Source organism: Micromonospora sp. RTBAU3-60 (assembly GCF_054963695.1).
Genome location: NZ_JBUEGB010000054.1, coordinates 24,057 through 45,887, shown reverse-complemented (window position 1 = coordinate 45,887; position 21,831 = coordinate 24,057). Strand labels below are relative to the sequence as shown.

General features: G+C 70.6%; 17 protein-coding genes and 1 pseudogene. 11 read left to right on the top strand and 7 right to left on the bottom strand.

Annotated elements, in window-relative coordinates; all coding sequences use genetic code 11:
• Window positions 1–40: 40 nt before the first annotated feature.
• From ACY34I_RS31325 to ACY34I_RS31315, 3 genes and pseudogenes are all read right to left on the bottom strand, one after another.
• Window positions 41–427: an exo-alpha-sialidase gene (locus ACY34I_RS31325; RefSeq protein ID WP_462758771.1), complete on the bottom strand. Its 387-nt coding sequence runs from the start codon at window positions 425–427 to the stop codon at window positions 41–43.
• 7 nt (window positions 428–434) lie between these two features.
• The gene (locus ACY34I_RS31320) at window positions 435–857 is read right to left on the bottom strand and encodes an exo-alpha-sialidase (protein ID WP_462758769.1); all 423 of its coding nucleotides are present in this window, start codon (window positions 855–857) and stop codon (window positions 435–437) included.
• Window positions 858–878: 21 nt separating this feature from the next.
• Window positions 879–1,424, bottom strand: a pseudogene (locus tag ACY34I_RS31315) (aldolase/citrate lyase family protein); the annotation flags it as partial.
• 17 nt (window positions 1,425–1,441) lie between these two features.
• Between ACY34I_RS31315 and ACY34I_RS31310 the strand changes: the two are divergent.
• Complete coding sequence (locus ACY34I_RS31310) at window positions 1,442–1,795, top strand: hypothetical protein (protein ID WP_462758767.1); 354 nt, start codon at window positions 1,442–1,444, stop codon at window positions 1,793–1,795.
• Here the strand turns inward: ACY34I_RS31310 and ACY34I_RS31305 are convergent.
• Complete coding sequence (locus ACY34I_RS31305) at window positions 1,783–2,373, bottom strand: aldo/keto reductase (RefSeq protein WP_462758779.1); 591 nt, start codon at window positions 2,371–2,373, stop codon at window positions 1,783–1,785. The two genes, ACY34I_RS31310 and ACY34I_RS31305, sit on opposite strands and share 13 nt — an antisense overlap.
• Window positions 2,374–2,465: 92 nt before the next feature.
• Here ACY34I_RS31305 and ACY34I_RS31300 point away from each other — a divergent pair, with 92 nt between their 5' ends.
• The gene (locus ACY34I_RS31300) at window positions 2,466–2,603 is read left to right on the top strand and encodes a hypothetical protein (RefSeq protein WP_462758765.1); all 138 of its coding nucleotides are present in this window, start codon (window positions 2,466–2,468) and stop codon (window positions 2,601–2,603) included.
• A 70-nt stretch (window positions 2,604–2,673) separates the two neighbouring features.
• Entirely contained in the window at window positions 2,674–4,305 is a 1,632-nt protein-coding gene (locus ACY34I_RS31295) for a lipase family protein (protein WP_462758763.1), read from the top strand.
• 16 nt (window positions 4,306–4,321) lie between these two features.
• Here the strand turns inward: ACY34I_RS31295 and ACY34I_RS31290 are convergent, their stop codons facing one another.
• Entirely contained in the window at window positions 4,322–5,965 is a 1,644-nt protein-coding gene (locus tag ACY34I_RS31290; protein WP_462758761.1) for a glycoside hydrolase family 10 protein, read from the bottom strand.
• A gap of 124 nt (window positions 5,966–6,089) precedes the next feature.
• Between ACY34I_RS31290 and ACY34I_RS31285 the strand changes: the two genes are divergently transcribed.
• Window positions 6,090–6,503 (top strand): contact-dependent growth inhibition system immunity protein, encoded by a 414-nt coding sequence (locus ACY34I_RS31285; protein ID WP_462758759.1) that lies wholly within the window; start codon window positions 6,090–6,092, stop codon window positions 6,501–6,503.
• Between the two features lie 22 nt (window positions 6,504–6,525).
• On the opposite strand, the gene ggt is transcribed toward ACY34I_RS31285, so the two are convergent.
• On the bottom strand, window positions 6,526–8,328 hold the full coding sequence (gene ggt, locus ACY34I_RS31280; RefSeq protein ID WP_462758757.1) for a gamma-glutamyltransferase: 1,803 nt from the start codon (window positions 8,326–8,328) through the stop codon (window positions 6,526–6,528).
• Window positions 8,329–8,587: 259 nt separating this feature from the next.
• Here ggt and ACY34I_RS31275 point away from each other — a divergent pair, with 259 nt between their 5' ends.
• The 6 genes from ACY34I_RS31275 to ACY34I_RS31250 all read left to right on the top strand — a co-directional run bounded on the left by ACY34I_RS31275 (window position 8,588) and on the right by ACY34I_RS31250 (window position 19,415).
• The gene (locus tag ACY34I_RS31275) at window positions 8,588–9,373 is read left to right on the top strand and encodes an alpha/beta fold hydrolase (RefSeq protein ID WP_462758755.1); all 786 of its coding nucleotides are present in this window, start codon (window positions 8,588–8,590) and stop codon (window positions 9,371–9,373) included.
• Entirely contained in the window at window positions 9,370–10,689 is a 1,320-nt protein-coding gene (locus tag ACY34I_RS31270) for a cytochrome P450 (protein WP_462758753.1), read from the top strand. The genes ACY34I_RS31275 and ACY34I_RS31270 overlap by 4 nt, the downstream gene beginning before the upstream one ends.
• A 317-nt stretch (window positions 10,690–11,006) precedes the next feature.
• Window positions 11,007–13,118 carry a PQQ-dependent sugar dehydrogenase gene (locus ACY34I_RS31265; RefSeq protein ID WP_462758751.1) on the top strand — a complete coding sequence of 704 codons (2,112 nt, stop codon included), beginning with the start codon at window positions 11,007–11,009 and terminating at the stop codon, window positions 13,116–13,118.
• 19 nt (window positions 13,119–13,137) lie between these two features.
• Window positions 13,138–14,085, top strand: a complete 948-nt coding sequence (locus ACY34I_RS31260) for a sugar phosphate isomerase/epimerase family protein (RefSeq protein WP_462758749.1) — start codon at window positions 13,138–13,140, stop codon at window positions 14,083–14,085.
• Window positions 14,086–14,616: 531 nt separating this feature from the next.
• Window positions 14,617–18,072 carry a ThuA domain-containing protein gene (locus ACY34I_RS31255; RefSeq protein ID WP_462758747.1) on the top strand — a complete coding sequence of 1,152 codons (3,456 nt, stop codon included), beginning with the start codon at window positions 14,617–14,619 and terminating at the stop codon, window positions 18,070–18,072.
• A gap of 131 nt (window positions 18,073–18,203) precedes the next feature.
• Window positions 18,204–19,415 carry a sugar phosphate isomerase/epimerase family protein gene (locus ACY34I_RS31250; protein WP_462758745.1) on the top strand — a complete coding sequence of 404 codons (1,212 nt, stop codon included), beginning with the start codon at window positions 18,204–18,206 and terminating at the stop codon, window positions 19,413–19,415.
• Between the two features lie 59 nt (window positions 19,416–19,474).
• On the opposite strand, the gene ACY34I_RS31245 is transcribed toward ACY34I_RS31250, so the two are convergent.
• Window positions 19,475–19,804, bottom strand: a complete 330-nt coding sequence (locus ACY34I_RS31245) for a nucleoside triphosphate pyrophosphohydrolase family protein (protein WP_148794767.1) — start codon at window positions 19,802–19,804, stop codon at window positions 19,475–19,477.
• 621 nt (window positions 19,805–20,425) lie between these two features.
• Between ACY34I_RS31245 and ACY34I_RS31240 the strand changes: the two genes are divergently transcribed.
• Window positions 20,426–21,829, top strand: a complete 1,404-nt coding sequence (locus ACY34I_RS31240; protein WP_462758743.1) for a PQQ-dependent sugar dehydrogenase — start codon at window positions 20,426–20,428, stop codon at window positions 21,827–21,829.
• Window positions 21,830–21,831: the final 2 nt, after the last annotated feature.

Below are 21,831 nucleotides of genomic sequence, written 5' to 3'. Positions count from 1 at the left end.
ACGGCCAGCGCAGTCAACCTGGTCCGCATAGACGCGTGGCTCACCGAAACCCCCCCTGGGCCAGACCAGAACAAGCCACCTCACCCACCTCGCAGCCCAGATCGGATGAAGAATCCCCCTTCAGCCATTTCCCAACGGAGTCCTGAAGGACCGGGATTCCTCGCCAAATCACGTTGAACGCCAGGGCGGTCCGGCCGCCGGGCAACGCGACCGCCCGGATCGAGGAGTTGTTGTTCGGCAAGCTGGGGTGCGGCGGTTCCCAGGTGATCCCGTCCGGGGAGGTACTGCGGTACACGTGGTCGGCCCAGCGGCTGCGGAAGTAGGCAGTGAAGGTCCCGCCGGGCCGCGGCACGATGTTCATGTGACCAGTCCGGTCGACGCCGGCACGGGCGACTCCCGCCAGCTGCCGCCGTCGTCGGAGAACCACACGCTGCTCATGTCGTGCTCCCCGCTCCACGCCCGGCCGGCGAGCCGTGGGCAGGCGAACGCCGGCAGCAGCCACCGCCCGGACGGCAGGACGACCGGGGGCTGCCGCACAAGAGGCCGCCGTGCGGGGAGGCCAACAACTCTCGCATCGGCCCCCAGTTGCGGCCTGAGTCGACCGAGACGCGGGCGCGGACCACTGCCGTGTCCTGGTCCCCGGCGTGCTGCGCGGTGTGCAGCAGCCACAGCTCGCCGGTCGGCGCGGCGAACAGCACCGGGTTCTGCTCGGAGCGGGTGGCGTCGTCGCTGAGCGGCACCGGATCGCTCCACCGGTCGGTGCCGGCCGGCAGGCGGGAGAACCAGACGCCGTTGTCGGCCACCCCCTCTTGCGTGCCGCCGAACCACACGCAGCCCAGGTCGCCGTCGGGCAGCACGGCCAGGTTGGCCGCGTGGGACTAAACCGTCTGGGTGGGCAGGTATGCCTCGCCGAGGCCGTCCGGCCGGGTCCGCACCAGCCAGTCGGTGGCCAGCGAGGTGGGGGCGCTCACCGCGCCCCCGCCCGCGGCGCGCAGGTGGTCGGCCGCCGCGCGTTCCAGGTGTACGAGGTCCGAGGAGACCGTGGCGAACGTGAAGCCCTCGGCCAGCCGGCGGGCGGCGTCCTGACCGGCTGTGGTGTGGATGCCGGCGGCCACGCCCGCGTCGGCGGCGGCCCGGCTGATCCGCCGCAGCGCCGCCTCGAGCACCTCCGCCACCGCCGGGTCTCCCGGATAGGCCCCGCCGACGGCCAGGCAGAGGTCGGACGGGCCGACATAGACGCCGGTGAGACCGGGCACGGCACAGATCTTTTCGACGTTCTCCAACCCCTCCGGAGTCTCGATCATGGCCAGGCAGGCGACCGACGCGTCGGCCTCCGCCGGCACCGGGCCTGCCCGCAGCGCCGAACGCATCGGCCCGTACGACCGGACGCCGCGCGGCGGGTACGTCGCCGCGGCGACCGCGCGCCGCGTCGTCCGCCGAGTTGACCAGCGGCACGATCACCCCGGCGGCGCCGGCGTCGAGGGCCTGGCCGATGTGGAACGGGTCGTTCGCACCGACCCGCACCATCCCCACCGAGGCGCCGCCGGCGTCGATCGCGGTCAGCGCGCAGGATCCCGCCGTACTCGACCAGTCCGTGCTGGGCGTCGATGCAGACGTAGTCGTAGCCCAGCCGGGCGATGCGCTCGGTGCACACCGGCGAGTCCATGATCACCCAGTAGCCCAGCGCGCGCTCGCGGCGGCGGAGCCGGGCGGTGAAGGCGCGGGCGGTGGGCCGGGCGGCTGGTGGGTGCTCGATGGTCACGATGGTCCTTCCTGGTCGGGTCACCGGTTGTAGGCGGGCATCGGGCCGGCGAGGACGCGGCCGACCTCGTCGCAGGCGTCGAGCACGTCGCGCGGCAGCGGCCCGCGCGCCTCGGCCCGGATGTTGTCGCGCAGCTGCTGCGGCTTGGAACCACCGAGCAGGACCGCCGACACCACCTCCCGGGACAGCAGCCAGCGCAGCGACAGCTCGGGCAGTGGGATCCCGGCGCCGTCGGCGATACGCGACAGGGCGTCCCCGGCCTCGAAGATCGGCCGGTTCCAGTACCGGTCGCGGTACATGCCCGACAGCGCGGAGCTGCCGAACCGGCCCTGGACCGGCACCGCGTCGAACGAGTGCCGGCCGGTCAGCAGACCACCGCCGAGCGGGTTGTACACGACGGTGGCCAGTTCGTGGGTCCGCGCGTACTCGACGTACTCGTCCTCGATGCGGCGGGCCACCAGGTTGTACAGCTGCTGCGCCACGACCGGCCGGGGTGCTCCGGCTGCCGCGCACGCCGCCGCGACGTCGCTGCGGTCCCGCCGTACTGGCCCTGCAGGTTGGTGATGGCCAGGCCGGTCTGGTTGCCGTAGCCGTTGCCGAGGACGTCCCAGTCGCCGGCCTCGCCGCGGCGCCCTTCCACGCGTGGGCGGTGATGCCGCCGCGATGAACCCTCGTCACGGACGATTCCGCGCCCGCCGACGAGGTGGCCAAGTTCCGCGACAAGGGCATCCAGGTGGTCATCGTCGAGCCGACCCCGGCCGGCGGCGGGCCGGCTGGCGTCCGGCGACGCCCCGCCGGGGCAGACCACCGGTACGCCGGGGCGACGGAGGGACCGATCTGATCGTTTACCCCAATGCAACTGGCAAACGCGGGAGACTCGGCGCAGAGCCGCACGTACCGGAGGAGAACCCGTGCGACCAACGCACCGGCGGCTGCTGGCGCTGCTCGGGATCGCCGCGGCGGTCCCGGTGGCGGAGGTCCTCGTGCTAGTGCTGGTCGGGTTCATCACGGCCGAGGGGCTGGCGCCGCAGAGTACGGCGGTCTGGCCGTACGACTCCTACCACGACATGCGCTGGCTGCTGGTCTACCACAACTCCTGGCTCATGTTCGGCTCCGGCCTGCTGGCCCTGATTGCGCTGCGTGGGCTGCTGTCCGCGACGATAGTCAGCCTGGCCTGGCCAGCGCGCAGCCCACGGCCGGCGTACCGGGCGCTGCTCCTGCGCAACGTCGGGGTAGCGGCGTTCGGAGCGGTCCTCGTCCTGCCGTACGCCGCCTATGCGATAGCCGCGTCGGTGGTTTCGCTGTCCTGGTTCCTGTTCTCCGCCCTGATTCCGATGCTGCTGCTCGCCCCCTTCCTGCAGCGGATGTCGGTGGGCCCGGGATGGTGGCGCGGGCTGCCGTCGGTCGAACTGGTCGGCTGGTCGCTGCTCGACTTCGTGGTGATCACCGTTCTCGGCGGGCTGGTGTGGCGTACTCCGGAGGTGTGGACGCCCGTGGTCACCGTCGCCGCCGGCGCGCTCAACGGTCTGCTCTGGCGGCAGACGGTGCGCGCGGCCGTCCTGCAACAGCGGGTACGTTGGGCGCGGATGCCGGTCGTGCCGATCGTCGTGGTGCTCGCCCTGGCCGTTCCGCTGGCGTCGCAGGTGATCTCCCAGCCCCGCAACCAGGCCAACACCCTCATGGCGCCGATTCTCAACCAGCCGCTACCGCCGCAGGTGCCCTACGCGGTGATCGTGCTCGACGGGCACGACTCGGCGTACGACGGCCGGCCCACAGCGGATCCGAACCTGGAGCGGTTCTCCTACCTCGGCCTGGACTCAGCTGGCCGTCCAATGCCGTACCGGTCGGACGCCACCCACCGGTCGCTGGAGTCCAGCTCACAGCTGCTCGCCGCGCAGATCGAGACGCTCCACCGGCGGACCGGACGGCCGATCGCCCTGGTCGCACGGAGCGAGGGGGTGATGGTGGCCCGCACCTACCTGCGGGACCGGCCCGACTCTCCGGTGCGGGCGCTGGCGATGTTCAGCCCGCTGGTCCGCGCCGGACGAACCTACTATCCCCCACCGGAGGCCAATGCCGGCTGGGGGCTGGCCGCCGGGTGGCTGCTGCGGGTGATGTTCAAGGTGACGACCATCGGCAACCGGGCCGCCAGCACACCCGACGAGCCGTTCGTCCGCTCACTGCTGGACGGGGCGACCTTCTACCGCTACCAGATCCTGTGCCCGGTCCCGGGCGTACGCGTTGTCGCCTTCCTGCCGACGGTGAGCGCCGCCGAGGCCCCACCCGGCCAGAAGCTCCAAATCCCGGTGGTCGAGGTGCCGACCTTCCACGCGGGAATCATCGGCCGAAAGGGCACCGACGACGTGCTAATCAGCTTCCTCGCCGGCGCGAACGTCAATCACCCCCGCCGCGAGTTCGGCCCGCTCCAGCAACTGGGGGATGCCTGGCATGCCCCCGCCCTGGCGATCCAGCTGAACCCGGTCTGGCGGCCCACCGCGCCACCCGGTCCGCCGTTCAGCATGGCCCGCTTCTGCGCCAAGTAAGAGATCCTCAGGTCTTCTACCTCGCGGCGACCGACATCGGCGCGCTCAGCGGGCCCTCGTTCCCGCTGCGGTCCAGCCCGGACACGCAGTAGGACAGGGAGGGGCCGGCCGGGGCGGTGCGGTCGACCCAGCCGTCACCTCGGGCGGTGCCGACGAGCCGGGCCGCGTCGCCGTCCACCCGGTAGACGGCGAAGCTCGTCGCACCGTCCCCGCGCCAGGTCAGCGCCACCCCGCCGCCGTCCGCACGGCGTACGCCCGTGACCGCGGGCGCGGCCGGTGGCGCTGCTGGTAGCTGCGCCATCGTGGGCACCAGCGCCGGACCGGCGTAGTGCGCCTCGCTGTACCGGCTGACCGCCCCGAGCTTGTCGGCACGCACCTGCTTGGCGCTGAAGTGCACGCTCCCGCTCACTCCGTGCCGCCGGTTGAGGGCGAGCTGGCGGTCCAGTTCGGCCGGGTCACGCCAGGCGCCGCGTTCGCCCACCCGGTAGTCGGCCTGGCCGATGTAGAGCTGCACTCGGGTACCCCGCACCGTCGCCACCCACCACGGCAGCAACTTGGCGTAGTCGGCCTTGCCGAACCCGATCTGCCAGTAAAGCTGCGGCACGACGTAGTCCAGCCACTGCTGCCGTACCCACAGTCGGGTGTCCGCGTAGATGTCGTCGTAGCTCTGCAAACCGGCCGTCGCCGAGCCGGCCGGGTCGGAGCGCTTGTTGCGCCAGATTCCGAACGGGCTGATGCCGAACTTCACCCACGGCTTGATCGTTTTGATCCGCTCGCTCATCTCCCGGACCAGCGTGTTCACGTTGTCCCGGCGCCAGGCGTGCTTGTCCGCGAACCCCCGGCCGTAGCGGGCGAACGCCGCGCCGTCGGGAAAGTCCTGCCCGGCCTCCGGGTACGGATAGAAGAAGTCGTCGAAGTGCACCCCGTCGACGTCGTACCGCTGGACCGCCTCCAGCATCGAATCCTCGACGAACGTGCGCGCCTCCGGAATCCCCGGGTTGAAGTAGAGGCGACTGCCGGGCCGGTCGGCGCTGGGATAGGTCACCGCCCAGTCGCGGTGCTGGCGCAGCGGATGGGTCGGGGCGAGCTGGTCCAGTCGCGGGCCCGGCCCGCCCACCGTGGCCGGCTGCCCACCCCGGTACGGGTTGAACCAGGCGTGGAACTCCAGGTTGCGGGCGTGCGCCTCGGCGACCATGAACTCCATCGGGTCCCAGCCCGGGTCGCGGCCGTCGCGGCTCCCGGTCAGCCACTCCGACCAGGACGCGTACCTGGACGGCCAGAGCGCGTCCCCGCTCGGCCGCACGTGCACGAACACCGCGTTGTGGTTGCGCCGCACGGCCAGGTCCAGCCAGCCCCGGAACTCCGCCCGCACCGTCTCGGCGGGCAGCCCGCGCCGGCTCGGCCAGTCGATGTTGTTCACCGTCGTGATCCACATGCCGCGCAACTCCCGGGGAGCCCGGACCGGCCGGCCCGCGCAGACCGGCGTGCCGGACGCCGGACCGGAGGCAGCGACGTCGCCCGCCACCGATGCACCGCCAACCCGATCCCGCAGCGACCAGGCGCCCACCCCAAGCACCACGGCGAGCGCGGCGACCACGGCGACGAGCGCCTGGGTACGACGGCGGCGGAACGTGGGAGTGAGCGGACCGGCGGCGGGCATTGATCCAGTCTGCCCGGCGCCGCCCGCCGGATGAACCGAATGGGCCGTTACTTAACGACCAGCTAAGGCGAGCCCGCCGACGCCTGCCGCTACGGGGCCACCCCGGTTGACTAACCTGATCGCCGTGACCACCATCGAGCAGCTTGAGTTCGACGTGTGGCCGGATCCCGGTCCGGACGCCTCGTTCCTCGTCAGGCGTTGCTGGGATCTACGACGCAAGCCGCTGGCCGGGTTCACGGTCGAAGATCTGCGCATCATGCTCGGCCAGGAGATCGGCGTGCCGGCTCTGCTGCCCATCGCGATGCAGGTCCTGCGCCGCGATCCCCTGGCCGAGGGCGACTACTACCCAGGCGATCTGCTCTCGAACGTGCTGCGCCTACCCGACTCGGCATGGTCGACGCTGCCCGCGGACCGGAAGCGACTCGCCGCAGTTCTGGCGCAGCTCGTCGCCGGTCCCCCGTTCACCGACCCTGACCTTCGACCGCGCGACCCGGACCGACTGCTTCGCGACGCGATCCTCCGGTTTCTCGGGCGTTGAGAGCGGATCCGGTCCGTACCCCTCAGGGGCGCCCCCAGCGGCCGACCACCGCCGCCGCGCCCCCGCCCCGGCGGACCGGCTCGGCCGCCGCGACCATCCGGCCGTCGTTCAGGAACTCGATACCGGTCGCGGCACCGATCTCCTCGGTGGGTGAGAAGGCGTGACCCGGGGGCAGGCCGCCGGCGTACGCCGTGATGAACGCCGGCTCGGCCTGGGTGCTGGCGCCGTTGCGCTGTGATGCCCGCGGCGCCGCCAGCGCCTCCGGCAGGGTCATGCCCAGGTCGATCCGGTTGACCAGCATCTGCAGGACCGTGGTGATGATCGTCGCGCCGCCGGGCGTGCCGACCGCCAGGAACGGCCGCCCGTCGGCCAGCACGATGGTGGGCGACATGGAACTGCGCGGACGCTTGCCCGGCGCCGGCAGGTTCGGGTCGGGCGCGGTGCCCTGGGTCGGCGCGAAGTTGAAGTCGGTCAGCTCGTTGTTGAGCAGGAATCCCCGACCGGGTACGACCATGCCGTTGCCGCCGGTCGCCTCGATGGTCAGCGTGTACTCCACCACGTTGCCCCACCGGTCGGCCACCGTCAGGTTGGTGGTGCTCTTGCGGTCGTCGCGGGTGTCGGCGACCGCCGCCGCCGAACAGCCGCCGTAGGCGCCGTCGGGAACGCCGGGTGCGACCGGCTTGGGCAGCGCCGCCGACGGGGCGATCAGGCAGGCCCGTTCCTTGGCGAACCCGTCGCTGAGCAGTTCGCGAAGCACGTTCGGCTGGGTGTAGTCACCGACGTACCGGTTGCGGTCGGCGAACGCCAGCGCGCTGGCCTCCAAGTAGCGGTGCATCGCCTGCGCCGGGGTCATCGACCGCAGGTCGAACTGCTCCAGGATGTTGAGCGCCTCCCCCACCGCGGTGCCGCCACTCGACGGGGTGGACATGCCGTACACCTCGAGGCCGCGGTAGTCCGACCGGGTGGGCTCGGGGAAGCGGGTGCGGTAGGCGGCGAGGTCCGCGGAGGTCATCCCGGCCGGGCGGATCGGGTACGGCCACGAGCCGACCGGCTGCGCCGCCACCGGCGGGTGCTGGACGGTGGCAACGACGTCGCGGCCGACCTCGCCCCGGTAGAGCACGTCGGTGCCCTGCTTGGCGATCAGCCGGTACGTCTCGGCGAGGTCCGGGTTGCGGAAGGTGCTGCCGACCGCCGGCGGCTGGCCGCCGGGCAGGTACAGCGCGCTGGTCGAGCTGAACTGCCCGAACGCGGCCTGGTTCCCGGCGATCTGGCCGGCGAAGGTCTCGTCGACGGTGAAGCCGTCCTCGGCGACCCGCTCGGCGGGCTTGAGCATCTGCGCCAGTGATCGGGTGCCCCAGCGATCCAGCGCGTCCTGCCAGGTGAGCAGCGTGCCCGGCACGCCGGCCGACAGCCCGCTGATCCGGGCCTCGTCGAACCGGTACGGCTGCCCAGTGGCCGGGTTGACGAAGCTGGTCTCGGTCATCGACGCCGGTGCCGCCTCGCGGCCGTCGATGGTGTGCACCCGGCCGCGCTTCGCGTCGTAGTAGACGAAGAAGCCGCCGCCGCCGATGCCGGCCGAGAACGGTTCGGTGACGCCGAGGGTCGCCGCGGCGGCGACCGCCGCGTCGACCGCGTTGCCCCCGCGCCGCAGCACGTCCAGCCCGACGGCCGTGGCCGTCGCATCCACCGTGGACATCGCGCCGCCGTAACCGACGGCCACCGGCTCCTTGGGCGGGTCGGCCGGCTTCGCCTGCGCGGGAACTGCGGTCCCGGCCACCAGCGTGCCCAGCGCGATGGTCGTGGTGAGGATGGCCCGAGGTCTCACGTGCGCTCCCGCGATCGGCGTGTGTGGACCTCCTGCCTACCTCCCAGGCCGGCGGTAGGCAACCCGAACATGTCAACTTTTCGAATTCCGGCTCGGCCGCCGCACCCCCGGCAGCCGTGACGCTCGACCGGCCGTCGGCGACTCTTCCGTTCGGTCCACGCGCAGGTTACGGTCGCTTCACATCGCCAGCGTCCGCCTTGCTGGCTGTCCGGTCGTTCACCTCGGTCGCGGCGTTGCGACCGCGGAAGGGGTCGCCGCCATGACGATCAGCCACAGCAGCACCGATGACTCCGGCGCCGGTCCGATCAGCCTCGGTCACGGCCCCCGCAAGGTGCTGGCCCTGCACGGGTGGTTCGGGTCCGCGCAGGGCTGGGGCTGGCTGCCGGAGTTGATCGACACCGAACGCTTCACCTGGGCGTTCCTGGACTACCGCGGGTACGGGGCGCGCAGGGCGGTCGCGGGCGAGCACACGATCGCCGAGATCTCCCGCGACGCCCTGGCGCTCGCCGACTCCCTCGGCTGGGACACGTTCTCCGTGGTTGGGCACTCCATGGGCGGCAGTGCTGCCCAGCGGGTGCTCGCCGACGCCCCCGGGCGGGTGGAACGCCTCGTCGGCATCAGCCCGGTCCCGGCCGGCGGGGTGCCCTTCGACCTGCAGGGCTGGGCGCTGTTCGACGGTGCGGCCGCCAACCCGGCCAACCGGCGCGCCATCATCGACCTCACCACCGGCAACCGGCTGTCCGGCCGTTGGCTGGACGAGATGGTCCGGTTCTCCCTCGATCACTCCAACCCGGAGGCGTTCGGCGCATACCTGACCGCCTGGGCGCGTACCGACTTCACCGACGAGGTGAAGGGCAACCCGGTGCCGGCGCTCGCCGTCGTCGGCGAGCACGACCCGGCGCTGGGCGCCGACACGATGCGCGAGACCTGGCTGCGCCACTACCCCAACGCGCGGCTCGAGGTGCTCGCCAACGCGGGACACTACGCGATGTACGAGACCCCGGTCCGGTTGGCCACGGTGCTCGAGGAGTTCCTCGGGCAGTGACCGCCGATTCGGCGCCCCTGGTCGACCCCCGCACCTACGTCGACGGCGTCCCGTACGACCTGCTCGCCGAGCTGCGCGCGGCCAGCCCGGTGGTGTGGGTCGAGGAGCCGCCGCTGCTCGGGCTGCCCGGCGGGCCGGGCTTCTGGCTGGTGCTCCGGCACGCCGATGTGCAGGACGTGCTCAAGCAGCCACGGCTCTTCTCGTCCTGGCTCGGCGCCACCCAGATCCGTGACCCGGCCAAGCCGGAGGATCTCGGGTATGTGCGGCGGATGATGCTCAACATGGACCCGCCGGAGCACGGCCGGCTGCGTCGCCCGGTCGCCCGCTCGTTCACCCCGCGGGCGGTTGCCGTGCTGGAGGCGTCGATCCGTGCGAACGCGGCGGCGCTCGTCGAGCGTGTGCTGGGTGACGCGGACGAGGGTACCTGCGACTTCGCCCGTGATCTCGCCGCCGACCTGCCGCTGCTCACGCTCGCGGACGTGCTCGGGGTGCCGGAGCCCGACCGCTGGCTGCTGTACGACTGGTCGAACCGGGTGATCGGCTTCCAGGATCCGGACTACGCGGTGTCGGCCGCGTTCGACCCGCGGGCCGGCACCGCCGCGGCCCGCGAGGCGCTGCGGCACCGACCGGCCCCGGACGCCGACGGCCGGATGCCGGATCCACGGACCCGGGCCGGCATGGCCGACCTCTACGTGTACGCGCACCTGCTGGCCGAGGCGAAGCGCCGCGACCCGGGACCGGATGTCATGTCCATCCTGCTGGGGCAGCAGGGCGACGACCGGCTCTCGGTGGACGAGTTCGAGAACATGTTCTGGCTGTTCGCCGTGGCCGGCAACGAGACGATCCGCAACGGGCTGCCGGGCGCGATGATCGCCCTGCTGGAGCACCCGGCGGAGCTGGAGCGGCTACGCCGGGACCTGGCTCTGTTCGACACCGCCGTCGACGAGCTGCTGCGCTGGTGGACGCCGGTGATGGTGTTCCGGCGTACCGCCACGACGGACACCGCCGTCGGCGGGGTGCCGGTGCGGGCCGGGGACAAGGTGGTGGTCTCGTTCGCGTCGGCCAACCGGGACGAACGCGTCTTCGCCGACGCCGACCGGCTCGACCTCACCCGCCGCCCCAACCCGCACCTCGTCTTCGGCCACGGACCGCATTTCTGTCTCGGCGCGCACCTGGCCCGGTGCCAGCTACGCGCCCTGTTCGAGGCCCTCCTGGCGCGCACCGCCAGCATCACGTACGCGGGTTCGCCCGCCTATCTGCGGTCGAACTTCCAGCGCGGCGTCAAGCGCCTGCCGATCCACTGGCGGCGCCGCTGATCGGGCTCCCGCCCGACCTCCTCGCTCGCCGGGAAACCCAATAGCCACACCGACTTTCGTCTGGACGTGACGAAAGTCAGCGCCTGGCAGGTGAAAGCTATGGACATATCGACATTAGTTTTGTAGCGTCGGCCACCACGTGTTTCGTCGATGTAAACCGACCGGCCGCGCAGCTGGCCGCGTACGCCGCGGGCAGCGCTGGTCGACGCCGTGCCGGGCGGCGCAGCGCTGCCCAACCGCCCGGATCCGTCCCCTGAGAACAACAAGCAGTACGTCCCCGACCTGCCCCGACCAGTCCTCACTCAAAGGAGCGGCAGATGAAGAGACGACTCGCGCTCGCCGTAGCGGGCCTGACGGCAACCGCCCTCGTCGCCACACCAGCCGTCTCGATGGCCGAGCCCGGCACCACGGGCGCGCCCCCCGAGTCGAGCTTCCAGAAGGTGACCCTCAACGACCACCCGGGCGAGCCGATGGACCTCGCCGTGCTGCCCGACAGCCGGGTGCTGCACGTGACCCGAGCGGGTGAGGTCTGGCTGCACGACCCCACCTCGGGCCGCAACACCCTCGCCGCGACGCTGGATGTCTACCGGCACGACGAGGAGGGCCTGCAGAACGTCGCGATCGATCCGAACTTCGGCAAGGCCGGGAACAACTGGGTCTACCTCTACTACTCGCCGCCGATGAACACCCCGGTCGACGACCCGTCGACCCCGAACGTCAACGAGGGCGACGCGCCGGCCTGGGGCACGGCCGCGGACTTCGCGCCGTTCAAGGGCGCGATCCGGCTCTCCCGGTTCCGGTTGGTCAAGGACACCCTGGACCTGTCCACCGAGCAGCAGATCCTCGACGTACCGGTCGACCGGGGCATCTGCTGCCACGTCGGCGGGGACATCGTCTTCGACGCCAAGGGCAACCTGTACCTGTCCACCGGTGACGACACCAACCCGTTCGAGTCCGGCGGCTACACCCCCATCGACGAGCGCGCCGGCCGCAACCCGGCGTACGACGCGCAGCGCAGCTCGGCCAACACCAACGACCTGCGCGGCAAGATCCTGCGCATCAAGCCGCGTGACGGCGGGGGATACACCATCCCCGACGGGAACCTCTTCCCGGCGGGCACGCCTAAGACCCGGCCCGAGATCTACCTGATGGGCCTGCGCAACCCGTTCCGGATCGAGTTCGACCGCCAGGCCGACGAGCTCTACGTCGCCGACTACTCACCCGACGCGGGGGAAGCGGATCCGCTGCGCGGGCCGGCCGGGCACGGCAAGTGGGCCGCCGTCCGCAAGGCCGCAAACTACGGCTGGCCCTACTGCGCCACCGCGCAGCTGCCGTACGTGGACTACGACTTCGCCACCGGCCGGTCCGGGCAACCGTTCAACTGCTCCGCGCCGATCAACGAGTCGCCGCACAACACCGGCCTGCGCGACCTGCCGCCGGTGCAGCAGCCGGACGTCTGGTACGGCTACGGCGCCTCTGCGCAGTTCCCGGAGCTGGGCACCGGCGGCATCGGGCCGATGGCCGGGCCGGCGTACCACTTCTCCTTCCCGACCACGCGGGGCCGCGCCCCGGTGGCGTGGCCTGCCTACTACGACGGCGTTCCGCTGTTCCACGAGTGGACGCGGGACTACGTGAAGGGCTTCCGGCTGAACGCCAGCCGTGACCTCACCGGCATCGAGCCGGTGCTGCCCTCGTTCACCTTCGACAACCCGATGGACCTGGAGTTCGGTCCCGACGGCGCGCTCTACGTGCTCGAGTACGGCGACGGTTTCTTCAGCGAGAACCCGGACGCGCAGCTGGCCCGGATCGACTACATCGGCTGGACGGGCAACCACACCCCGGTGCCTCAGGTATCGGCCACGCCCACCAACGGGCTCGCGCCGCTGACGGTCACGTTCTCCAGCGAGGGCACCACGGACTACGACGGCGACCGGCTGTCGTACGCGTGGGACTTCGACAACGACGGCAAGGTCGACTCGCGGGTGGCGAACCCGACGTTCACGTACCAGAAGAACGGCCTCTACCACGCCACGCTCAAGGTGAGCGACCCCGGCGGGCTCTCGGCCGCCGCGTCGGTCCGGGTCGTGGTCGGCAACGCCGAACCCGTGGTGGAGCTGGTCAAGCCCGTCGCGGGCCAGCCGTTCACGTTCGGCGACACCGTGCAGTTCGAGGTACGGGTGACCGACGACCAGCCGGTGGACTGCGCCCGGGTCAGCGTCACGTACATCCTCGGCCACGACTCGCACGGCCACCCGCAGACCACCGCCAACGGCTGCACCGGCTCGATCCAGACGACGGTGCCGTCCGGCCACGACCCGGAGAAGGACAACCTGACCGCCGTGTTCGTGGCGTCCTACACCGACCCGGGTGACAGCGGGCTGCCCGCCCTGACCGGATCGGACGAGGTCGTCCTGGTTCCCTCGAAGTAACCCCATTGAAGGAGTCACCATGTGTTACGGATACGACGGGCAGGCCGCGCTGCGGCGGTCCGTCATGGACCGGCGGAGCCTGCTGCGCGGGTCGCTGGCGGCGCTGGCCGGTGTCGGGTTGGCGTCGACGGGGATCGGTGCGACGGCTGCGGCGGCGACCACCCGCCCCACCGGACGGTCGCAGGTGCCACCGGGCCTGATCAGCATCCAGCTGTGGACGGTACGTGACGCGCTGTGGGGCGCGCCGGGCTACGACGCGACCCTCACCGACCTCGCCCGGATCGGCTACCCGAAGGTGGAGCTGGCCCTCGGCTACTTCGGTCGTACCGCTGCCGAGCTGCGCCGGTTCCTGGACAGCATCGGCATCAAGGCCAGCTCCAGCCACGACGGGATCAGCGACAACGCCGCCGGCCTGGCGCAGAAGATCCAGAACGCGGCCACGCTGGGCCAGTCCTACCTGGTGGTGCCGTACCTGTACTCCGAGCGCGAGGACGACTGGAAGCGCTGGGCGGAACAGATGAATGTCGAGGCCGCGGCGGCAGCCGAGGCCGGCCTGCGCTACGGATATCACAACCACGCCCACGAGTTCACCATCGACCTCGGTGGTGGCAAGCGCCCCTGGGACGTGCTGACCGCGGAGCTGGACCCCAAGCTCGTGCACCTGGAGGTCGACATCTACTGGGCCGTCACCGGCGGCATCAACTCCGGCGACGGCGTGGCCGACCCCGAGGGCTTCACCCTGGACGTCATTCGCTCCGCGCCGCAGCGGGTCCTGCAGTACCACGTCAAGGACCGGCACGCGTCCGACGGCGACATGGCCGACCTGGGCACCGGGATGATCGATTTCGCCCGGATCTTCCGGGCTCACTCCGTGCAGGAGTACATCGTCGAGAACGACACCCCCGATGTGACGCCCCAGCGGACGGCCGAGGTCGGCTACCGCTACCTGCGCAACGTGCGGTTCTGACGAACCCCGGAAAGGAGCCTTGACGGACACCAGGGCCGGCGGGCGGACCAGCCATTCTGCCGCGCTGCCGGAACTGCCGGCCCTGGTGTTCACCTACCACGATATTGCGGCCACTCAGTTGGCCGACCCGGAGCAGATAATCGACCCGGCCAGCTCCCTCGACGGAGGGGGCATTCAACTGTGCAAAAGGAACTCGACGGCACCGGCGATCGCATATTTTCCACGCCGTTTGGCGGCCCCGTCGAAATGGTCGGGGGTATCGCCAGCATCCCGCCGTCCCCTCGGCATCCGCCGCCCTCGCGTCGGCTGACCGCGCCCGCTCCCCAGGGCGGCGGCGCAGGTCGTGGCGCTGAGCGGCCACCCGCAGGGCGAGTAACCGCAGCGGGCGCCGCGCCGCCAGAATTCTCGTCGAGACACCTTCACCCGAAATATGGGCCCCTCCAAATATTGACCCATGGAAATAGATCTCGTAGGGTGCAGGCAACGTGAAAGCGCTTTCCTACCACCGTCCCCCCGTTGAGGAGCGCGTGTATGAGACGCCAACGCACGCTACTTTTCGCCCTACTCGCGGCCGTCGCACTCGTGCTGCCGAGCACGGCAGCGACCGCCGCCGAATCCAGCACCGCCACCGATTTCCGGGTACTGGTCTTCTCCAAGGTCACGAACTTCTATCACGACTCCATCCCCGCCGGCCTCGCCGCCATCCAACAACTCGGCGACCAGCACGGCTTCGCCGTCGAGGCGACCACGGACGCGGCCGCCTTCAACGACGCCAACCTCGCCCGGTTCGACGCCCTCGTGTTCAACAACACCAACTCCACCCCGGCCTCCGGCGACCTGCTCAACGCCGACCAGCGGGCCGCGCTGCAGAAGTTCATCCGCGACGGTGGCGGTTGGGTCGGCCTGCACGCCGCCTCGGCGAGCGAGCGAGACTGGACCTGGTACGAGGGACTGGTGGGGGCCATCTTCGACCACCACCCGGACTTCTCCGGCACCGGCGGCACCTTCCCCGGCCGGATCAAGGTCCTCGACCACGCCCACCCATCCACCAAGAACCTCCCAGAGCTGTGGGAGCGCAGCGAGGAGTGGTACAACTGGCGGACCAACCCCACCGGCAAGGTCCACACCCTCGCCCAGATCAAGGTGCGCGACGGCATCCCCGGGCTGGACGAGGGCATCGACCACGCCTACTCGTGGTGCCAGAACTACGACGGCGGTCGGTCCTGGTTCACCGCCGGCGGGCACAGCTCCTCGTCGTTCCAGGAGCCGGCCTTCCTCCAGCACCTCCTCGGCGGCATCAAATGGGCGGCGGGCGCCGCCCCCGGTGACTGCGGCGCCACCAGGACCGACAACTTCGAGCGGATCCCCCTGGTCAACCAGGACCTCTCCGACCCGTTCGAACTGGCGGTGGCACCGGACCGCCGCGTCTTCTACATCGAACGCACCGGCGCGCTGAAAGTCGTCAACCAGGACAGCCTCGCGGTCACCACCCTCCTGGACTTCGCCTACACGCCCGAGCAGACCAGTCAGTCCGACGGCCTGCTCGGCATGACCCTGGACCGGCACTTCGGCACGAACAACAACTGGATCTACCTGCTCTGGTCCGACCGGGTGGAGAAGCAGCTGAACCTGTCCCGGTTCACCGTCGACGGCAACAGCGTCAGCCTCGACTCGGAGAAGCGGCTGCTCACGATCCCCACCTGGCGCGGTGAAGCGCGCGCCAACTCGCACATGGGCGGCTCGCTGACGATGGACAAGCAGGGCAACCTGTACGCCGCCATCGGCGACAACACCGACCCGTTCGAGTCCAGCGGCTTCAACCCCATCGACGAGCGGGCCGGCCGCCGCGCCTACGACGCGCAGGGCACCGCCGGCAACACCAACGACCTGCGCGGCAAGATCCTGCGGATCAAGCCCCTGTCCAACGGCGGGTACGCCATCCCGGACGGCAACCTCTTCGCCCCGGGCACGGCCAGGACCAAGCCCGAGATCTACGCGATGGGCATGCGCAACCCGTTCCGCATCACCGTGGACTCGAAGACCAACGCGCTGCTCGTGGCCGACTACGGCCCCGACGCCCGGTCCGCCAACCCGAACCGCGGGCCCGAAGGGACCGTCGAGTTCAACCGGATCACCAGCGCCGGCAACTACGGCTGGCCCTACTGCATCGGCAACAACACCCCGTTCAACGACTACGACTTCGCCACCTCCACCTCCGGGCCGAAGTTCGACTGCGCCGCGCCGGTCAACGACTCCCCCAACAACACCGGCCTGACCAACCTCCCGGCGGCCAAGCCGGCCCTGGTCTGGTACGCCTACTCGGCCTCCCCGCAGTTCCCCGAACTCGGCACGGGCGGCGGCGGCCCGATGAGCGGACCCGTCTACGACTACGACCCGTCCAACAAGCGGCTGACCAAGTTCCCCCAGTACTTCGACGGCAAGTGGATCGTCTACGAGCTGACCCGCAGGTGGTTCAAGACACTGTCGATCCACTCCACCGCCCAGACCTTCAACGATCCCCGCTTCGGCCCCACCAACGTCGGTGACCTGCAGTCCATCAACGGGCTCTTCGGCAACATGTCGTGGATCCAGCCGTTCGAGGCGGAGTTCGGGCCGGACGGCTCGCTCTACGTCATCGACTTCGGCGCCGGCAGCGGCAGCGGCCGGGGCGGCAGCAACGAGGGCGCGGGCATCTACCGCATCGACTACGTCGCCAACAGCCGGCCCCCCGTGGCCAAGCTGACCGTCGACAAGGACAGCGGACCCGCGCCGCTGACCGTCGCCTTCTCCAGCGCCGGCACCAGCGGGCCGGACGGCACCGCCGTCCAGTACGCCTGGGACTTCGACGGCAACGGCAGCGTCGACTCCACCGCCGCCAACCCCAGCCACACCTACAGCACGCCGGGACGCTTCACGGCCCGGCTCACCGTCACCGCCACCAACGGGCAGACCGCCGTCGCCGTACAGGAAATCACGGCCGGCAACACCCGCCCGACGGTGACCCTCAGCGTCCCCGACGGCGCCTTCTTCGACTTCGGTGACCGCATCCCGTACACGGTGACGGTCACCGACCCGGAGGAGAACAGCATCGACTGCGCCAAGGTGGTCGTGCAGACCCAGCTCGGCCACGACTCACACACGCACCCGCTGGACAACTACGTCGGATGCACCGGCGTCGCGGTCACCGAGAGCAACGGCGGCGACGGGCACGGCCCGGGACAGAACCTCTACACCGTGCTCACCGCGCAATACACCGACGGCGGGGCGGCCGGAGCACCGGCACTGGTCGGCTCGACCCGGGTGGAGCTGCAGACCAAGAGCAAGGAGGCCGAGCACTTCGACGGCCAGAGCGGCATCCAGGTGATCGACCGGGCGACCGCGAGCGCCGGCAAGCGCATCGGTGACATCGACAACGGAGACTGGATCAGGTTCAGCCCGGTCAACCTCCGCAACGTCGACTCGGTCACCCTCGGCGTCGCCTCGGGCAGCAGCGGCGGCGACATCGAAGTCAGAGCCGACTCTCCCACCGGCGAGCTCCTCGGCCGGGCCACCATCGCCGGCACCGGCGGCTGGGACAACCTCGTCTCACCCACCGTCGAGCTGACCGATCCGGGCCGGACGTGCACGCTCTACCTGGTCTTCGTCAACCCGAACCAGACGGGCGGCACGCCCGACCTGATGACGCTGGACTGGCTGCGCTTCAACGGCGCCGGGGTGCGTGAACAGACCGACGCCACGGTGTCGGCCTCGGCGACGCCCACCACCGGCACCGCACCACTGGCGGTGGCATTCACCGGGACAGCCTCGCCGGCGGCCGGGCGCAGCATCACGGACTACGCGTGGGACTTCGGCGACAACGCCGCCGTCGCGCACGGCGCGTCCACCAGCCACACCTACGCCCGCAAGGGCACGTACACCGCACGGCTGACCGTCACCGACAGCCTCGGGGCGACCATGTCCTCGAGCGTGGTCGTGACGGTGCGCTGAGCGTCCGGAGCGGTGGCGGGGTGGGACGGCACCCCGCCACCACCGAACCGGCCCACCCGCCCTCTGTCGCACGGGCCCGTTGGCCGTACCCACCCGACCATTCCGAATTCCTCAGCCATCTGGGAGACGACATGCACGCCAGCTCCACCCGCCCGCCCCACCACCGATCGAGAAGAGTGCGTCACCTGCTCGCCGCATCGCTGGCCGCGGCCCTCCTGCCGTTCACACCGGCGCCGGCGGCGGCCGCCGAAACAGCGACCGACGAGTCGAGCGCGCCAGTCACCGAACAGACCACCACGGACCGCTGCCCCTGGGGTTACACCACCTCGTCCACGGTCTTCTTCGGCCGGGACCGCGCCGACTCGGGCGTACCCAACCGCGACCTCGGCGACGGATGCACGATCATGGACGCCGTCTGGGCCGCCGCACCGTTCACCAACCACGGCAGCTTCGTCAGTACGGTCAGCGGGCTCGCCAACGCACTCCGGCAGGCCGACATCCTCACGCCCGAGGAGAGCAGCAACATCGTACGGGCGGCGGCCGACTCCGAGATCGGCACGCCGCAGCCAGCCCCGGGGACCCGCGCGGTGCCCGACGACCGGATCGGCCTCGTCCTCTACACGGTGCGGGCCACCATGCCGACCGCGCCCGAAGCCACCCTGGCCGCGCTCGCCGCCTGCGGCTACCGCAACGCGGAACCCTCGGGTGCGGTGAACAACTTCTACGGTAAGACGGCCACAGCGCTGGCGCCCCTGGTGGCCGACGCCGGGCTCTCGGCTCCATCCATCGGGATCGGCCTCGGCGACCTCCGGAACAACCTCGACGGCGTCATCGCCAACGCCCGGGCCTTCGGCGCCAGGTACGTCCGGATCTCAGGCTCGGCCTCCTGGGACCTCGACGACTACGCGGAGGTCGCGGCCACCCTCAACACCGTCGGCGCCACGCTCAAGCAGGCCAGCATCACGGTCGCCTACCACAACCACGGGTTCGAGTTCACCGCCCAGGAAGGTGGCGTACGCGGCTACGACGTGCTGGTCCGCGAGACCGACCCGAACCTGGTGGCGATGGAGCTGGACCTGTACTGGGCGTCCAGCGTCGGCGCCGATCCGGTGGACCTGATCAAGCAGTACCCGGGCCGGTTCTCCCTGTTCCACGTCAAGGACATGGCCGCCAACGGGTCGTTCGCCGACGTGGGTGAGGGCACCATCGACTTCGCCCGCATCTTCGCCTACAGCGAGATGGCCGGCGTCGACTACTACCTCACCGAGAACGACAGCCCGCGCCCCGACGGCGTCTCGTCCGCCTGCGACAGCTACGCCAATCTCCGCGCGCTCCGCTACTGACGGAACTCGCCGGCCCGCGAGACCCCGCGGGCCGGCGACGCCGTCCGTCAGGTCACGATTCAGCGGTTGTCGCCGCTGCCACTCAGCACGCCACGGTCCTGGCGGCTGGCCAACTTGGCCAGGTTGGCCGCCGCGATGTCGTCCAGCGACAGATCGAGATAGTCGGCGAGCACCGCCACGTACCAGAGCACGTCACCGAGTTCCTTGGCGATGTCGGCCCGGTCGATCCGCGACTCGTCGCTGTCGAGGTCTCGGACCCACTTCTTGAACTTCTCGGCGATCTCCCCCGATTCGCCGACCAGCCCGAGCACCAGATGGAGCAGCTCGTTCGGCTTGTCACGGGGAGCGGCAGTACGGAGGGCGCCGCGCTGATACTCGTCCAGGTCCATGGCGGACCAGTATGGTGCGAGCCCCTCCCACCCGACCAGCCGGGTCTTAGTACGACCGCGAGAAAGCCGCCAGCAGGAACCACCACGCCGCGATCATCTGCCTGGCCCGCCGCGTCGCATCAGGTCGCATCACATCGACCACCCTCCCCACCTCTGTCGAAATTGTTCGATCGAGAGTGAACCGGGCGCACCTGGGACGCGTGCCTACCGATAGGACCCGACGTCCTGGCACGGCTCCGCCGGCGGCCTGCCGGTGAGCGGTGTCACCTCGGGCCCTGCCAGCACCAGCGGTCGCGAAGGACGGTCGTCACCAGCGGTTTCGTCCGACATAACGGCCCGCCTGCACCGACGTTGGACAGAGGAGGGCCAGCGCACCGAACGGCACCACGCGGCGGCAGCCGGGCTTCGCGACCGCCGGCGCCGTCCGCGGCACACGCTTCACCACTCGGCCGAAGAAGGGAACCAGGCATGCACGTACGACCTCGCCGCACCGTCGTCCCACGCCGCGAGACCCGGCAAGGACCGAACGGATCACCTGGCTGCGGTGTGTCACCGACGCGCACCCGCCACCGAACGCGAGCGATCGCCGCGGTGCTGGCCCTGGCCGCGTCGGGACTGTCCATGACCGCGGTCGGTACCCCGGCGAACGCCGAGCCGGGCGGCCCGACGATGCTCGACCCGAAGCTGGCGGTGCGGACGGCGGCCACGGGGTTGGTCAGCCCCACCGGGCTGGCATTCATCGGCGACGACGACATGTTCGTGCTCGAGAAGACGACCGGGCGCGTCCAGCGCGTCGTCAACGGGGCCATCGCCGGCACGCCACTGGACCTCGCCGTCAATTCCGGCTCCGAGCGAGGCCTGCTCGGAATTGCCCTGCACCCGGGCTTCCCGGCGAATCCCGGGGTCTACCTGTACTGGACGGAGAGCACGACCGGCACGGACACCAGCGTCCTCAGCGAAACTCCCCTGCTCGGCAACCGGGTCGACCGGTTCGTGTGGAACGGCAGCACACTCACCTTCGACCGCAACCTGATCCGCATCCGCGCCCGTCAAGAGGACGCCGGCCAGCCCGCACGCGCCAACCACAACGGCGGGGTGATCAGCTTTGGTCGCGACGGGAAGCTGTACACCTTCACCGGTGACCTCGGTCGGCGTGGCCAACTGCAGAACCTCACCTGCGGCCCCACCGCCGTCTGCCCGGGCCCGACCGTGCCGGACGACCAGTTCGGCGGACCGACACCGGACAACGCCCACCTCAGCGGCGTCGTCCTGCGCCTCAATGACGACGGCACCACGCCGACCGACAACCCCTTCTTCCGTGCCGGCGCGGCCATGGGCGGCGAGGTCGGCGACACCGTCCAGAAGATCTTCTCGTACGGCCATCGCAACGGATTCGGCATGGCGGTCGACCCCGCCACCGGGAACGTGTGGATGCAGGAGAACGGTGACGACAGCTTCAGCGAGATCAACCGGCTCGAGCCCGGCATGAACGGCGGCTGGGTCCAGCTCGCCGGGCCGGTGCAGCGGGTCGCCCAGTTCAAGCAGACCGAGACGACGTTCGGCGGGCAGAACCTCCAGCAACTACGCTGGCCGCCGAGCAACATCGCCGACAGCCCGCAGGAGGCGCTCGACAGGCTGTTCATGCTGCCCGGGGCGCATTACCGCGATCCCGAGTTCAGCTGGAGGTGGGAGGTCGCCCCCGGCGGAATGGGCTTCCTCAACAGCCGAGCGCTCGGGCCACAGTTCCAGGGCGACCTGTTCATGGGCGCCGCGACGGGCGCCCTCAACGGCGGCTACCTCTTCCACTTCAACCTGACCGGCAACCGGAAGAAGATCGCCGTCGACGACCCTCGACTGGAAGACCGGGTCGCGGACAACCTCGCCAAACACGAGATCACGGAAAGCGAAAGCCTCCTGATCGGCCGGGACTTCGGCGTCGTCACGGACATCGAAACCAGCCCGGACGGCAACCTGTCCGTCCTTTCGCTGACCAACGGCGCGGTCTACACGATCCACCGCCGCTGACG

Bases quoted from the DNA above. Each gene is read 5' to 3' on its own strand.
- ACY34I_RS31290 (WP_462758761.1), bottom strand. From the start codon at position 5,965: ATGCCCGCCGCCGGTCCGCTCACTCCCACGTTCCGCCGCCGTCGTACC.
- ACY34I_RS31250 (WP_462758745.1), top strand. From the start codon at position 18,204: ATGCACGCCAGCTCCACCCGCCCGCCCCACCACCGATCGAGAAGAGTG.
- ACY34I_RS31260 (WP_462758749.1), top strand. From the start codon at position 13,138: ATGTGTTACGGATACGACGGGCAGGCCGCGCTGCGGCGGTCCGTCATG.
- ACY34I_RS31240 (WP_462758743.1), top strand. From the start codon at position 20,426: ATGACCGCGGTCGGTACCCCGGCGAACGCCGAGCCGGGCGGCCCGACG.
- ACY34I_RS31255 (WP_462758747.1), top strand. From the start codon at position 14,617: ATGAGACGCCAACGCACGCTACTTTTCGCCCTACTCGCGGCCGTCGCA.
- ACY34I_RS31245 (WP_148794767.1), bottom strand. From the start codon at position 19,804: ATGGACCTGGACGAGTATCAGCGCGGCGCCCTCCGTACTGCCGCTCCC.
- ACY34I_RS31275 (WP_462758755.1), top strand. From the start codon at position 8,588: ATGACGATCAGCCACAGCAGCACCGATGACTCCGGCGCCGGTCCGATC.
- ACY34I_RS31265 (WP_462758751.1), top strand. From the start codon at position 11,007: ATGAAGAGACGACTCGCGCTCGCCGTAGCGGGCCTGACGGCAACCGCC.